Raw genomic sequence first — 14,341 nt, forward strand, 5'->3', positions numbered from 1 at the left:
GCACCATGGCTACTAAAACTGTAAAGGTTACTCAGACTAAAAGTGCGATCGGGCGTCTGCCTAAGCATCGCGCGACCTTAACCGGTCTCGGTCTGCGTCGCATTGGTCACACTGTTGAGCTGGAAGATACTCCTTCAGTTCGCGGTATGATCAACAAGGTCTACTACATGGTTAAGGTGGAGGATTAATAGATGCGTTTAAATACTCTATCTCCAGCAGCAGGCGCTAAGTCTGCACCAAAGCGCGTAGGCCGCGGTATTGGTTCTGGTTTAGGTAAAACTGCGGGTCGTGGTCATAAAGGCCAAAAATCTCGCAGCGGTGGCGGTGTACGCCCAGGCTTCGAAGGTGGTCAAATGCCACTTAAGATACGTCTGCCTAAATTCGGTTTTACCTCGCGTCGCGCTCTGGTAACAGCTGAAGTTCGTGTACTCGAACTGGCAAAAGTTAACGGTGATGTTATCGATTTGAACGCACTGAAAGATGCGAACGTAATTACTCGCAACATCCAGTTTGCGAAAATCGTTCTTTCAGGTACCATTGAGCGCCCTGTGACCGTTAAAGGTCTGAAGGTAACCAAAGGTGCACGTGCAGCTATCGAAGCTGCCGGCGGTAAGATCGAGGAATAATACGTCGATGGCAAAACCAGGACTTGATTTAAAAAGCGCGAAAGGTGGACTCTCAGAACTGAAAGCTCGCCTCCTGTTCGTGATTGGCGCGATTATCGTCTTTAGAGCCGGTTCGTTTGTGCCAATTCCTGGTATTGACGCAGCTGTATTAGCAGAGCTGTTTGATCAGCAGAAGGGTACCATCCTGGGCATGTTTAACATGTTCTCGGGTGGTGCTCTTGAGCGTGCCTCCATCTTTGCATTGGGTATCATGCCGTACATTTCGGCATCTATCATAATGCAGCTGTTGACTGTGGTGCATCCTGCTCTCGCCGAACTGAAAAAGGAAGGCGAGTCGGGACGCAAGAAAATCAGTCAATATACGAGGTGGGGTACCTTAGTGCTGGGTACATTACAGGCGATCGGTATTGCAACAGGATTGCCTAACCTGGTTCCTGGCCTTGTGGTCAACCTGGGATTCGGGTTCTATTTTGTTGCTGCTGTCAGCTTGGTCACAGGAACTATGTTCCTGATGTGGCTGGGTGAGCAAATTACCGAGCGTGGTATAGGTAACGGTATCTCGATATTGATTTTCGCAGGTATTGTCGCCGGATTACCCTCAGCTATCGGCCAGACGGCCGAGCAGGCGCGTCAAGGTGACTTGAATGTATTGGTATTGTTGTTGCTCGCGGTCATTGTATTTGCTGTGACTTATTTAGTGGTATTTGTGGAGCGTGGTCAGCGTCGTATCGTCGTTAACTATGCCAAGCGTCAGCAGGGCCGGAAGGTGTTTGCTGCGCAGAGTACACATTTGCCGTTGAAGATAAACATGGCGGGTGTAATACCTCCAATTTTTGCGTCCAGCATCATTTTGTTTCCAGGCACACTGGCTCAGTGGTTTGGTCAAAATGAGTCCATGTCATGGTTGAGTGATTTTTCACTGGCTGTGTCACCGGGACAACCGCTGTACTCATTATTGTATGCGACGGCAATCATTTTCTTCTGTTTCTTCTATACTGCGTTGGTGTTTAACCCGCGCGAAACGGCAGATAACCTGAAGAAAAGTGGTGCATTCATCCCTGGGATCCGTCCTGGAGAACAGACTTCGCGTTACATTGATAAAGTCATGACACGCCTGACATTAGCCGGTGCGTTATACATAACCTTTATCTGCTTAATTCCGGAGTTCATGTTAATCGCGTGGAAAGTACAGTTCTATTTTGGCGGTACTTCACTACTTATTATGGTAGTCGTGATCATGGACTTCATGGCTCAGGTTCAGACCCATATGATGTCACATCAGTATGAGTCTGTGATGAAGAAAGCTAACCTAGTGAACAAAGCGAACTTAGATCGCTTTGGTCGATAAGCTAGCTTTTACGGAGTGATGAAATGAAAGTTCGAGCTTCCGTGAAGAAGATCTGCCGTAATTGCAAGATCGTCAAGCGTAGTGGCGTTGTACGCGTTATCTGTGTTGAACCAAAACACAAACAGCGTCAAGGCTAAAAAAGAAATTTGGTCAGCCCAGCAGATGGGCTGGCCAAATAATGTTTGCAAATCTGTCATCTGTCGAGTATCCTTTCGGGCTTTTCGCAGATGGCCTTTAACTTTAAGGAGTGCATAGTGGCCCGTATCGCTGGCATTAACATTCCTGATCAAAAGCACACAGTCATTGCTTTGACTGCTATTTTCGGCATCGGCCGTACTCGCGCTAGAGCAATCTGCGCGGCTACTGCAATAGCTGAAACTGCTAAGATCAAGGAATTGAGCGAAGCTCAAATAGATATCCTACGCGAAGAAGTTGCCAAATACTCAGTAGAAGGTGACTTACGTCGTGAGATTTCAATGAACATCAAGCGTCTGATGGACCTTGGTTGTTATCGTGGTCTCCGCCATCGCCGTAGCCTGCCTCTTCGTGGGCAACGTACTAAGACCAATGCGCGTACGCGTAAAGGTCCACGTAAACCTATTAGAAAGTAACGGGAAGGTAAAGCAATGGCTAAAGTTCCGTCACGTTCTCCGCGTAAGCGCGTACGTAAACAGGTTGCAGATGGCATGGCTCATATCCATGCTTCTTTCAACAACACAATTGTCACCATTACAGATCGTCAAGGTAATGCGTTGTCATGGGCTACCTCTGGTGGTTCAGGTTTCCGTGGTTCACGTAAATCTACACCATTCGCTGCGCAGGTTGCTGCTGAGCGTGCAGGTGCTGCTGCTCAAGACTACGGTGTTAAAAACCTTGAAGTTTTCGTGAAGGGTCCAGGTCCAGGTCGTGAGTCAGCCATTCGTGCGCTGAACGCTGTTGGTTATAAAATAACCAACATTACCGATGTGACGCCGATCCCTCATAATGGTTGTCGTCCTCCTAAAAAGCGTCGTGTATAACGCCGTTTCCTAGGATAGTTGGAGAAAGATCATGGCAAGATACTTGGGTCCCAAGCTCAAGCTCAGCCGCCGAGAAGGTACAGACCTTTTCTTAAAAAGCGGTGTGAGAGCAATCGATTCGAAGTGTAAGCTTGAAGCTGCACCTGGACAACATGGCGCTCGTAAGCCACGTCTGTCAGAGTACGGTTTACAGTTACGCGAGAAACAAAAAGTTCGTCGTATTTACGGTGTGTTAGAAAAACAATTCCGTAACTACTACAAAGATGCTGCACGTACTAAAGGCAACACAGGTGAAAACCTGCTGCAACTTTTAGAAACCCGTCTGGATAACGTAGTTTATCGTATGGGCTTCGGTGCGACTCGTGCAGAATCACGTCAGCTAGTAAGCCATAAGTCAGTTATGGTTAACGGTCGTGTTGTTAACATTCCGTCATTCAAAGTGTCTGCGAATGATGTTGTGAGCATCCGCGAGAAGTCACGCACTCAAGCTCGTATCAAAGCGGCTTTGGAAGTGGCAGCTCAACGCGAGAAGCCTACATGGGTTGAAGTCGACAATGCGAAAATGGAAGGTGCTTTCAAGCGCGTTCCAGAACGTAGCGATTTGTCTGCGGATATTAACGAACAGCTGATCGTCGAGCTTTACTCTAAGTAAGGCTAACAAACAAGAGAGGACACAATGCAGGGTTCTGTTACAGAATTTCTTAAACCGCGTCTCGTTGATATCGAGCAGGTTAACTCAACACGTGCCAAGGTTACACTGGAACCACTTGAGCGTGGTTTCGGCCACACTTTAGGCAACGCGTTGCGTCGCATCCTATTGTCGTCTATGCCCGGCTGCGCAGTTACTGAAGTCGAGATTGACGGTGTACTGCACGAATACAGCAGTAAGGAAGGCGTTCAAGAAGATATCCTTGAGATATTGTTAAACCTGAAAGGGTTGGCAGTGACTATCGAGGGTAAAGACGAGGCTATGCTCACCTTGAGCAAGTCCGGCGCAGGCCCTGTCATCGCTGCAGATATCACGCATGATGGTGATGTTACTATCATGAATCCTGATCATGTTATCTGTCATCTGACAGGCAACAATGATATCAGCATGCGTATCCGCATTGAGCGTGGTCGTGGTTATGTACCGGCATCAGCCCGTGCACAAACCGAAGACGATGATCGCCCAATTGGCCGCTTGCTGGTTGATGCTTCTTTCTCACCTGTTGCTCGCATTGCTTACAATGTCGAAGCGGCTCGTGTAGAACAACGCACTGACTTGGACAAACTCGTTATCGATATGACCACTAACGGTACTATCGATCCTGAGGAAGCCATCCGTCGCTCTGCAACTATTCTGGCCGAACAGCTGGATGCGTTTGTGGAACTGCGTGATGTGACCGAGCCAGAGCTGAAAGAAGAGAAACCGGAATTCGATCCGATACTGCTGCGTCCTGTCGACGATTTAGAGCTAACTGTACGTTCGGCTAACTGCTTGAAAGCCGAAGCGATTCATTACATCGGAGATCTGGTACAGCGCACTGAAGTTGAGCTGCTGAAGACACCTAACTTGGGTAAGAAATCTCTTACCGAAATTAAGGACGTTTTGGCTTCTCGCGGACTGTCGTTAGGTATGCGTCTGGAAAACTGGCCTCCAGCCAGCTTAGCAGACGACCTATAAGTCTCAGGTTTGTACAGATTTAGGTTATAAGGATTAGGTCATGCGCCATCGTAAGAGTGGTCGTCAACTAAACCGTAACAGCAGTCATCGCCAAGCCATGTTCCGTAACATGGCAAGCTCACTGGTTCGTCATGAGATCATCAAGACAACCGTAGCTAAAGCGAAAGAACTGCGTCGCGTAGTTGAACCTCTGATAACACTTGCTAAGAGTGACAGCGTTGCAAATCGTCGTTTGGCGTTTGCTCGTACTCGCGACACTGAAGTCGTAGGTAAGTTATTTACTGAGTTGGGTCCACGCTACCAGGAACGTCCTGGTGGTTATACCCGTATCCTTAAGTGCGGTCTGCGTGCCGGTGATAAAGCCCCAATGGCTTACATCGAGCTGGTAGGTCGTCCAGAAGCTGCTGAAGCTGTTGATGTTGAAGCTGCTGAGTAATTAAGGTTACACTTGAAAAACCGGGTCCTGGACCCGGTTTTTTTATGCCTGTTGTTCAAGCCTGGCTGACTTATTCAGAATCAACTCCCCTGCATGCGGTGCCTTTCCTGGCGTACCTGTCTCGCTTCCGGCCGTAGTAGGCTGTATTCGCTCTCCTGCCGTCAGCGTCTTAGTTGCGGTCGGCTGATCTTTCCCCCGGATTTAACGCCATGACGGATGTGAGATCCCCGCTTACGCTGCTAACCAGGGAAAGCTCACTGGCTAAAGCCGTCGCTGTCGTGAGCTCCAATGCATGAGGGATAAGAGTGCCTATCGACGGCAATCCAGGCTCATGTCTTGCCTGGCGCCGCCGACAAGCGCATCTGGCTGACAAGTCTCTGGGGAAGGTCAGAGCCTGTTTGGGACTGGAGCTGAAGGCTGGGACAGGAAGTTAAAGCTGGAGGTTAAAGCTGGGGCAGGGAAAGGGGGGAACGGGCCAACACTTGGGCTGGCCGTTCTCAAGCATCAAGCTTATTTGGCGCCGGCTTTTTGCTGGGCGCCGTAATCTAACTTCTGATGATCTTTTCCCATGGCCTCGGCGACTTCCGGAGGCATGTAGTTCTCATCGTGTTTGGCGAGCACCTCGGTGGCCTGCAGCTTGCCGTCGGCCATGAGTATGCCCTGGGCGACTATGCCCTGGCCTTCACGGAAGAGATCGGGCAGGAGATCGTCATAGGTGACCATGACGCTGCCACCGGCACCGTCATGAACGGCGAATTCCACATGCAGACTCTCAGGATCCCTCGAGAGCGAGCCTTCGGTCACCATACCGCCGATACGGATACGCTGGCCAACTTCAGGTTTGATACCCGTATCATGTTTGCCGTTGATTATCTCGCTTGGGGTGTAGAAGAGATTGAGGTTGCTATTGAGTGCATACAATAACAGGGAGGCGGCGGCGGCAACGCCGAAAATCAAGGCGACCGCCAAGGTGAGGCGCTTCTTACGTCTAGGGTTCACTGTTTAGTACTCCGGTTTTGCTTCAATCTTTGTTCACGTTGCATCTTCTGGGCTATCTCCCGCAACACCCGGCCCTTTTGACGGGCACTGCCGACGATGAGGGTGGCCACACAAGCCAGGGTCACTCCGTAAGAGAGCCAGACATAGAAGGCATAGCCCCCCATGTGGAAGAAGTCGCTCATAGAATCAAACTGCATTATTTGGCTCCTGTTGCTGTGGCCAGTTCTCGCACCCAGGGACGCATGCCATTTCTGGCGAGAATTTCGGCCTTGAAACGCACCAGGGTGATGGCGCCAATCATGAAGCCGAACCCCAGAATATTGATCAGCAAGGGATACAGCATCTCCGGCGCCATGGTGGATTCTTCGGTGATGCGTATGGTCGAAGGTTGATGCAATGAACTCCACCATTCGACCGAGTACTTGATGATGGGGATGTTGATCACCCCGACCAGGGTCAGGATGCCGGCGGCGCGGGCGGCCACGACTTTGTCTTCGAAGGAGGCATAGAGTGAAATCACTCCCAGGTACAGGAAGAGCAAGATCAGCTCAGAGGTCAGGCGCGCATCCCATACCCACCAAGTGCCCCACATGGGCTTGCCCCAGGCGGCACCGGTAAACAGGGCGATGAAAGTGATCACTGCGCCTATGGGGGCTATGGCGGCGGCGGCCCAATCGGCCAACTTGATTTGCCAGACCAAGCCGACGAAGGCGGCAGTCGCCATGCCCATGTAGGCTGCCATCGACATGGAGGCCGCCGGCACATGAATGAAGATGATGCGGTAGCTGTCACCCTGCTGATAGTCGCTTGGGGCAAAGGCCAGTCCCCAGACGGTGCCGACGCAGATGAACATGAGTGCCAGAAGGGTAAACCAAGGCTGCAGGCGTTCAGATAGTCGATACGCACGCTGCGGGTCCGCATAGGGATGTAGCCATTTCCACATATTAGTTAGTACTCACTCGCAAAGATGCACCAATTGCAAAAGGTGCCAAAGTTAATGAACCGGCCAGCATTGCGCCTATTATAGCCAGTTGGCCATCATAGGGTAAATTCATTCCTGCTGCATCTATGGCACTGGTCGCAAAAATCAGTACGGGAATGTACAGGGGGAGTATCAACAGACTCAGGAGTACGCCGCCTTTTCTCAGTCCGACCGTGAGTGCGACACCTATGGCGCCCAGCAGTGACAGTACAGGCGTGCCCAAGACCAAGGTGGCGATCAGTGCCGCATAACTCTGGGTCTCGAGATTCAGCAATAGGCCCAGCAGGGGGGCCATGATAATCAGCGGCACGCCGGTCAGCAGCCAATGCGCCAGTACCTTCGCCAGCACCATGAGTGACAGTGGCTGTGGACTCAATAGCATCTGTTCCAGGCTGCCATCGCTGAAATCGGCCTTGAAGAGACGCTCGAGCGACAGCATGGAGGCCAATAAGGCGGCGACCCAGATGACCCCAGGGGCGATGCGCGCCAACATTTGCGGCTCAGGGCCTATGCCTAAGGGAAATAGCGTCACTACCATGATGAAAAAGAGCAGAGGGTTGAAAATATCCCCCCGATGACGGACGGCAATTTTTAAATCCCGCAGCAGCAAGGTAAAAAAAGCTTGGGTGTAGCCTATGCCTCTTAACATTGTCATACCTCAGTCGAAGCGATAATCCAGGCGGATCTTGGTTAATCTGCTGTCGGTGATCTGATTCATATCCTGGTGTGTGGTCAGAATGACACAGCCGCCATTGTCTGCATGGGCGAGCAACAGGCGCTCGAGTTGCTCGACGCCTTTCTTGTCTATGGCAGTAAAGGGCTCGTCCAAGATCCAAACTTTGCTCTGGGTATGCCAGAGGCGCGCCAAGGCGGTGCGTCTGTGTTGCCCGGCCGAGAGGTGACCGGCCAGTGCGTCTTCGAAGCCGGTTAAATTGACCTGGCCCAATATCCCGGCGGTATCGAAATCGACATAGCCGTTCAGTCTCAAGTTGAAATGCAGATTCTCGGTGGCCGTCAGTTCGCTCTTCACGCCGGGCAGGTGACCCAGATAGAGCAGATCTTGATTGTATTCATCACGACAACGGCCTATATCCTGGCCGAGATAACAGACTCGGCCGGCGTAAGGACGGGACAATCCTGCCAGTATCCGCAGCAAACTTGTCTTGCCCGCACCATTGGGTCCTTCGATTTGGAGGATATCACCGCTATTAACGCTAAATGCCAGGGCGTCGAAGAGGATGCGTTCCTCACGAATACAGGTTAGGTCATGGACCGAGATCAGCGCGTTCGCTGTTGTTTGTTGTACCACTGAATCCTCTATTTCAAGCTTGTCTATAACCATAGGATAGCCGCACAAGCCCAGGGCGAGTCGCTCCCGGTTATGTGTTTTGTCATCAGTTAACCGCGCAGACTAGTGCGTCATCTTGCGCTGCATATAGTAACGTATTTGTGCGCTATGTCGCGTATAACAGTGCCGGCAGGGGATTCTGCTCACAAAAAGATGAGTTCTACGCAGCTTTGTAGTAGTCTTGCGGCGCTATAATAAGCCTGCCTATCAATAAAGGGCAGCGTTGAGCCTTGTAAGTATTTGCATTAGGAACATTGAACATGAAAAAATTGTTAGCAATGACTGCAGTCGCTGCCTTGACCTTGTCTACAAGTGTTTTAGCTCAAGAAGGCAAAGATGTTTTCGATAAAGCGTGCCAGATCTGCCACACCATGGGTGTTGCCGGAGCGCCGAAGGCACACACTGCCGATTGGGAGCCTCGTCTGGCTAAAGGCATGGATACCCTGTTGAACAGCGTTAAGTCTGGCTTGAATGCCATGCCACCGGGTGGCATGTGTACCGATTGTACTGACGAAGATTACAAGAACGCCATTGACTTCATGTCTGCCAAGTAATCTGATTTCAGAGTTAAAAAAACCGGCTGCTAGCCGGTTTTTTTGTAGCTGAAATCCATCAGCCCTGGATCACTCGACTAGGGTATCCAGCTGCAGCTCGAGTCGCTCATTCAGCCGTGCCTGAGATTGTCTTCCCTGCAGATCCCCGGCTTGGGGTCTGACGCTGTCGTGTTTGGACAACACGGCTATGACTTCTATGTTGTCGGCCTCGCCGAGAGTCATTTCGCCACCGACAGCTTGAGTCTCGTCCAGAGTGACGGTGACGGGCAGGGTCGCGGCACTTACCTTGGTCGCCGCGAGGGGGATCTTACTGCCATCCGAGGTTCTGGCGAAGACGAACAGGGTATCGGTTGCCGAAACTTGACTCGCCAGGGCACTCGCGACCGAGACCTGGATCGTGAGTTTCTTGGTTTGATTCGCTTGTGGCGGGGTGGGTGAACCCCCTGCTCCTGCTTGCTGGCGCATCTTGGCCGTTGCTATGGCGTTGATCAGCGCTTCCCTGTCCACATCTTGGCGGTCGCTGTTGAGTATCGCCTGCCAAGCGTTGACGGCTTGGTCATAGTCGGCATCGAAGAAGGCATTCATGCCGACGAGCAAGAGGGTGGAAGGATCTTGGGGATCCAGTGCGAGCGCTTGCTCTATCAGCCCCTGGATCTCCGGGGTCATCTGTTGCCCTGCCTTATAATAGAGGGCCGTCGCCTTGGGGCCTATGAGTTCGGCATGGGTGCCGACCAGCTTCATGACAGTGTCGAATGCCTTGACCGCATCATCGAAACGATTCACCGAAATATAGGCATGGCCAAGGGTAAACCAAGCCTGGCTGTTGTCAGGCTCGGCTCGAACCTGTGCCTCCATCATTTGTACTCTCTGGGCCATTAACTGTGCCTCATCGAGCATCCCACGGGGATTGGGTTGCTGCACTATGGCCAGCGCCTCGAAGGCGCCCAAGCGCTGGTAAAGATAGCCGGAAATCACCAATAATAGGATGGACATGGTCACCGGCCAGGCGATTCCCTTGGGCTTGAGCTTATTGACCAGCGACTCGTCTCCGGATTGTTGTACATCCTGTAATAGACTGATCTCCAGCTCGCGTTTGAGGGCATCAAATTCGGTTTGATCCAACAAGTCTTGCTGCAGCTCCTGTTCCAGGATCGCCAGGCGTTCGTTGAACAAGGAAAGGTTGGTTTGTTTGCGCACTCCGGCCTCTTCCGTCTGTAACATCTTCTGTTGACGAAAGTGTGGGAGCCAGATCAGTAACAGACCGATCAAGACGACAAGTGCAATAAAAGTCCAAAATTGGGTCATTGTTTCTATGTTCACTTCAATTCGGTAAAAGTGGCATACCACCTATTTGTGGTTCAGATTATACGGAAAGAATGATCGTTGAACAGCAGTATCAGGCCCTGAACCTGTGGAATGCCGAGACTTGGGCACTGGTTCACACATTCTTGGGGTTAGCCGGAGTGGCTCTGACGGCCACTATTTAGCGACTATCGAAGGCGTTGAGACCAAGGGAGCAGCCCTGGAATGCGACCCGTGACCCAGATTTGTGCGAAAGTGGCAGACAGGAAGGGGAGCAGATACTAAAATGGACGCAATTTCGTGCAATCGGAGATCCCTGTTGCACACCGATTTGGAATATTTCCGGATCTGTTTATTCGTTTTACACTGAGGAAAACCCATGATCCCAGAACTTGGACACTTCTCGCTGATAGTAGGTCTGGCATTTGCCCTCTTATTGGCTAGCGTCCCTCTCGTCGGTGTTGCCCGCAAAGATCAATATTTGGTGAGATATGCCTGGCCCCTGGCCTACGGAATGGTCCTCTTCATTTTCTTGTCCATGCTGAGTCTGGGTTACAGTTTTGCCGTCGACGATTTCTCTGTCGCCTATGTGGCTCATCATTCCAACTCGCAGTTACCCATGTTTTTCAAGATAGCGGCCGTCTGGGGTGGTCATGAAGGCTCGCTGTTGTTTTGGGTCTTCGCCTTGTCTATCTGGGTCTTGGCGGTAGCCATCTTCAGCAAGAAACTGGAAGAAGTGTTCACCGCCAGGGTATTGGCGATATTGGCGATGATCATCGCAGGTTTTACCTTCTTCATGTTGTTGACCTCCAGCCCGTTCGAGCGCTTATTCCCCATGCCGGCGGAAGGACGGGATCTGAACCCCATGCTGCAGGATGTGGGGCTTATCTTCCACCCACCCATGCTGTATTTGGGCTATGTGGGCTTCTCTGTCAGTTTCGCTTTCGCCATCGCCGCCCTGATGAGTGGCAGCCTGGATTCGGCCTGGGCGCGTTGGAGCCGTCCCTGGACCTTGGCTGCCTGGACCTTCCTGACCGGCGGTATCGCACTCGGTTCCTGGTGGGCCTACTATGAACTCGGCTGGGGCGGCTGGTGGTTCTGGGATCCGGTCGAGAATGCTTCCTTCATGCCTTGGTTGGTGGGTACAGCCTTGGTGCATTCCTTGATAGTGACCGAGAAGCGCGGTGCCTTCCGTAACTGGACCGTCTTGCTGTCCATCTTCGCTTTCTCCCTGAGCCTGCTTGGTACCTTCATAGTGCGTTCCGGGGTATTAACCTCGGTCCATTCCTTTGCGACGGATCCCAGCCGTGGTTTGTTTATCTTGCTGCTGTTGGCCGTGGCCATAGGTGGCTCTTTAACCTTGTTCGCGTTCCGCGCCAGCGAGATGAGCAGCCCGGCGCGTTTCGAGTTCAAGTCGAAAGAAACTATGCTCTTGCTCTGTAATTTGTTACTCACAGTCGCCGCAGGCAGCGTCTTGTTGGGCACTCTCTATCCACTGCTCATAGATGCTCTCGGCATGGGTAAAATATCCGTTGGGCCACCGTACTTTAATGCGGTATTCGTTCCCCTGATGTTGGTGTTATTTGCTTTCATGGGAATAGGCCCGACTATTCGCTGGAAAAAAGCCAAGGCGGGCGAGCTGAAGCGCAAACTCCAGTGGCCGGCCTTAGTTGCCCTCGTCATAGGTTTGGCTGTTCCCTTCATCGCTGGTGGTGAATTTAATCTCTGGGTCGCACTCGGCATCATGGCGGCCACTTGGGTGGTATTGGCCACGCTCAGCGCCGCCTATCATATGAGCTGTACTAAGGAAGGTGAATTTAGCCTGTCGCGTTTGGGACGGAGTCAGATAGGGATGATCCTTGCCCATCTGGGCATCGCCGTCTCCATAGTCGGTGCCACCATGGTATCCAATTACTCGATCGAGAAGAGCGTTCGTATGGGACCGGGGATCAGTCAGGAACTGGCGGGCTATACCTTCAAATTCATCGAGATTAAAAATATCATAGGGCCTAACTACACGGCGCAACAGGGGCAGATTGAAGTCATAGAGGAAGGTAAAGTCATAGCTCTGCTGCAACCGGATCGTCGCCAGTACAATGTCAGCACCATGGACATGACGGAAGCCGGCATCGATTGGGGGCTATTCCGCGATCTGTACATCACCATGGGGGATCCCATAAGTGCGACCGAATTTGCCGTGCGTTTGAACTATAAACCCTTCGTGCGCTGGCTCTGGTTTGGGGCAATATTCATGATGATAGGTGGCATCTTTGCCGCTTCTGATAAACGTTATCGCGTTAAGGTAGCTGCCAGCATCAAGACAGATGCGGTCCAGCCCATACCGGTAGCGGTATAAGCGAGGCTTATTATATGAAGAAAGTGTTATTGTTCGTGCCTTTGATCTTGTTTCTCGGAATGGGGGTCTTCCTATACCAGGGATTATCCCTGAATCCACAGAAGCTGGATTCTGCCCTGGAAGGCAAACCCGTCCCCGCCTTCAGCCTGGAAAGGGTAGAGACGCCGGACGAGCTGATCAGCAACCAGGATCTCACGGGTCAGGTGTCTATGTTGAATGTGTGGGCGACCTGGTGTCCTTCATGCAAATACGAACATCCCTTCCTGATGAAACTGGCGAGACAAAATATCCTGCCCATCTATGGTATCAACTATCGTGATGAGCGTGCCATGGCGGTGGACGAGCTGGGTAAGAAGGGCGATCCCTACAATATCAATATTTACGATAAGGAAGGGCGCCTGGGGCTGGACCTAGGTGTCTATGGTGCCCCCGAGAGTTTCATCGTAGATCATCGTGGCATCATCCGCTTTCGCTTCGCCGGGCCGATAGATCAAAGAGTCTGGGATGAGACCCTGTTGCCCGTTATCCGTGAGTTGCAGGCCGATGCGGCCAAGGACGGGGCATCATGATGCGTGCCGGCATATGCAAAGCCCTCGCTGCCGCAGTCACCACACTCTGGTTGCTGGTCATGATGAGCAGCGCTTCGGCGACACCGGTAGATACTTATGAATTCAAGTCGGCCGCAAACCAGCAAAGGGCGCTAGCCCTGGCACATCAGCTGCGGTGCCCCCAGTGCCAGAACCAGAACCTGGTCGACTCCAATTCTCCCGTCGCTAAAGATTTGCGCCTCGAAGTCTACAAGATGGTTGATGCAGGCCGGGACGATGCGGCCATCATAGACTTCATGACCAGTCGCTATGGCGAGTTTGTCTTGTACAAGCCTAAAGTCGAACGTAAGACTTATATACTCTGGTTGGGGCCGCTGGGATTCCTGGTGATTGCCCTGAGCATAGGTTTCTTCTTCGTGCGCAGGCAACGCATCAACCAAGCAGCACCTCAGGAGCTGAGCGAAGCCGATAGGCAGGCATTGGCAGAATTGTTAAAGCGCGACGCCGAGTAGCCTTGTCGGTATCACTCATAAAAGCCCAGCTATATATAGCTGGGCTTTTTGCTGGTGGATCTCATCAAGCCTTTCGCATGGAGTGGCTATGACGCGGGAGCGACACCCAGGCGGGCGGTTGAGCGTCGCCCGCTAAGCTCGGTCTCGCAAGGGGTTAGTACTCTCTATCATGAGTACTATCTATATGGTGAGTTTTAACCGGCCAAAGGCGTAAGACGCGTAAGAGCAAGCTATCTGAGTCTGGCATTTATACGACTCAGGCCCAAACAATATAGATCTTTTCCCTGCGTTCGATCTCCGCCAGGGATCAAAAAAACAGGTTCACAGACAAAAATGCCGGCTTTATGAGCATAAATACTACTAAACAGTGCGTTTTGCTCAAAAGATCGCCGAGCGATCTATTTGTTGTAATAAAGCCCTTGCGCCCCCGCTGAAACTCCCTATAATGCGCATCCACTGACACGGCAGACAGCGAAAGCTAACCACCGAGTCGGGTTGATTTGAGACTGTTACTCTCAGTTGAGAATGGCACTTAAATCGACAGCGAAAAGAAGTTTTAAAAACTCCTTGACGCCAAACGGGAAATGCGTAAAATGCACGACCCTGAGCTGATGAAGCATCAGCCCCGACCCAACGCGGTCAACG

19 protein-coding genes are annotated in these 14,341 nt (G+C 51.7%); 13 read left to right on the plus strand and 6 right to left on the minus strand.

The genetic code is table 11. The features are described 5' to 3' along the window. Positions 1-5: 5 nt before the first annotated feature. The 9 genes from rpmD (at position 6) to rplQ (ending at position 5,095) form a co-directional block, all read left to right on the plus strand. Entirely contained in the window at positions 6-188 is a 183-nt protein-coding gene (gene rpmD / locus HC757_RS18305; RefSeq protein WP_007644440.1) for a 50S ribosomal protein L30, read from the plus strand. Between the two features lie 3 nt (positions 189-191). Beyond that, a complete protein-coding gene (gene rplO / locus HC757_RS18310; RefSeq protein WP_169565885.1) occupies positions 192-626 on the plus strand; it encodes a 50S ribosomal protein L15 in 435 nt (144 codons plus the stop codon). 7 nt (positions 627-633) lie between these two features. After that, positions 634-1,974, plus strand: coding sequence for a preprotein translocase subunit SecY (secY, locus tag HC757_RS18315; RefSeq protein WP_169565886.1), 1,341 nt, complete (start codon positions 634-636; stop codon positions 1,972-1,974). Between the two features lie 23 nt (positions 1,975-1,997). Next, entirely contained in the window at positions 1,998-2,111 is a 114-nt protein-coding gene (rpmJ, locus tag HC757_RS18320; RefSeq protein ID WP_006083579.1) for a 50S ribosomal protein L36, read from the plus strand. Between the two features lie 117 nt (positions 2,112-2,228). Next, on the plus strand, positions 2,229-2,585 hold the full coding sequence (gene rpsM, locus HC757_RS18325; RefSeq protein ID WP_169565887.1) for a 30S ribosomal protein S13: 357 nt from the start codon (positions 2,229-2,231) through the stop codon (positions 2,583-2,585). Positions 2,586-2,600: 15 nt separating this feature from the next. Then, entirely contained in the window at positions 2,601-2,993 is a 393-nt protein-coding gene (gene rpsK / locus HC757_RS18330) for a 30S ribosomal protein S11 (RefSeq protein WP_140930214.1), read from the plus strand. A 31-nt stretch (positions 2,994-3,024) separates the two neighbouring features. Next, positions 3,025-3,645, plus strand: a complete 621-nt coding sequence (rpsD, locus tag HC757_RS18335; RefSeq protein ID WP_169565888.1) for a 30S ribosomal protein S4 — start codon at positions 3,025-3,027, stop codon at positions 3,643-3,645. A 24-nt stretch (positions 3,646-3,669) separates the two neighbouring features. After that, positions 3,670-4,659 carry a DNA-directed RNA polymerase subunit alpha gene (locus tag HC757_RS18340; protein WP_169565889.1) on the plus strand — a complete coding sequence of 330 codons (990 nt, stop codon included), beginning with the start codon at positions 3,670-3,672 and terminating at the stop codon, positions 4,657-4,659. A gap of 40 nt (positions 4,660-4,699) precedes the next feature. Then, the gene (gene rplQ, locus HC757_RS18345) at positions 4,700-5,095 is read left to right on the plus strand and encodes a 50S ribosomal protein L17 (RefSeq protein WP_169565890.1); all 396 of its coding nucleotides are present in this window, start codon (positions 4,700-4,702) and stop codon (positions 5,093-5,095) included. A 510-nt stretch (positions 5,096-5,605) separates the two neighbouring features. On the opposite strand, the gene ccmE is transcribed toward rplQ, so the two are convergent. The 5 genes from ccmE to ccmA are packed head-to-tail and all read right to left on the minus strand — an operon-like array spanning position 5,606 to position 8,385. Next, a complete protein-coding gene (gene ccmE, locus HC757_RS18350; protein WP_169565891.1) occupies positions 5,606-6,094 on the minus strand; it encodes a cytochrome c maturation protein CcmE in 489 nt (162 codons plus the stop codon). Further along, positions 6,091-6,291 carry a heme exporter protein CcmD gene (gene ccmD / locus HC757_RS18355; protein ID WP_169565892.1) on the minus strand — a complete coding sequence of 67 codons (201 nt, stop codon included), beginning with the start codon at positions 6,289-6,291 and terminating at the stop codon, positions 6,091-6,093. The genes ccmE and ccmD overlap by 4 nt, the downstream gene beginning before the upstream one ends. Next, on the minus strand, positions 6,291-7,037 hold the full coding sequence (locus HC757_RS18360; RefSeq protein WP_169565893.1) for a heme ABC transporter permease: 747 nt from the start codon (positions 7,035-7,037) through the stop codon (positions 6,291-6,293). The genes ccmD and HC757_RS18360 overlap by 1 nt, the downstream gene beginning before the upstream one ends. Position 7,038: 1 nt before the next feature. Further along, positions 7,039-7,725: a heme exporter protein CcmB gene (gene ccmB / locus HC757_RS18365; protein ID WP_169565894.1), complete on the minus strand. Its 687-nt coding sequence runs from the start codon at positions 7,723-7,725 to the stop codon at positions 7,039-7,041. 9 nt (positions 7,726-7,734) lie between these two features. After that, the gene (gene ccmA / locus HC757_RS18370; RefSeq protein WP_342343080.1) at positions 7,735-8,385 is read right to left on the minus strand and encodes a cytochrome c biogenesis heme-transporting ATPase CcmA; all 651 of its coding nucleotides are present in this window, start codon (positions 8,383-8,385) and stop codon (positions 7,735-7,737) included. 299 nt (positions 8,386-8,684) lie between these two features. On the opposite strand from ccmA, the gene HC757_RS18375 reads away from it, so the two are divergent. Beyond that, a complete protein-coding gene (locus HC757_RS18375; protein ID WP_169565896.1) occupies positions 8,685-8,978 on the plus strand; it encodes a c-type cytochrome in 294 nt (97 codons plus the stop codon). A gap of 69 nt (positions 8,979-9,047) precedes the next feature. Here HC757_RS18375 and ccmI read toward each other — a convergent pair whose 3' ends face one another. After that, positions 9,048-10,283, minus strand: a complete 1,236-nt coding sequence (ccmI, locus tag HC757_RS18380; protein WP_169565897.1) for a c-type cytochrome biogenesis protein CcmI — start codon at positions 10,281-10,283, stop codon at positions 9,048-9,050. 376 nt (positions 10,284-10,659) lie between these two features. On the opposite strand from ccmI, the gene HC757_RS18385 reads away from it, so the two are divergent. The 3 genes from HC757_RS18385 to nrfF are packed head-to-tail and all read left to right on the plus strand — an operon-like array spanning position 10,660 to position 13,696. Then, positions 10,660-12,636, plus strand: a complete 1,977-nt coding sequence (locus HC757_RS18385) for a heme lyase CcmF/NrfE family subunit (protein ID WP_169565898.1) — start codon at positions 10,660-10,662, stop codon at positions 12,634-12,636. Positions 12,637-12,650: 14 nt separating this feature from the next. Beyond that, positions 12,651-13,205, plus strand: a complete 555-nt coding sequence (locus HC757_RS18390) for a DsbE family thiol:disulfide interchange protein (protein WP_169565899.1) — start codon at positions 12,651-12,653, stop codon at positions 13,203-13,205. Continuing rightward, a complete protein-coding gene (nrfF, locus tag HC757_RS18395) occupies positions 13,202-13,696 on the plus strand; it encodes a heme lyase NrfEFG subunit NrfF (RefSeq protein WP_425313985.1) in 495 nt (164 codons plus the stop codon). Before HC757_RS18390 ends, nrfF begins: the two co-directional genes overlap by 4 nt. Positions 13,697-14,341 lie beyond the last annotated feature (645 nt).

Origin of the sequence: Shewanella salipaludis (assembly GCF_012911865.1) — a bacterium.
In the GTDB taxonomy this organism is placed as follows: Bacteria; Pseudomonadota; Gammaproteobacteria; order Enterobacterales; family Shewanellaceae; genus Shewanella; species Shewanella salipaludis.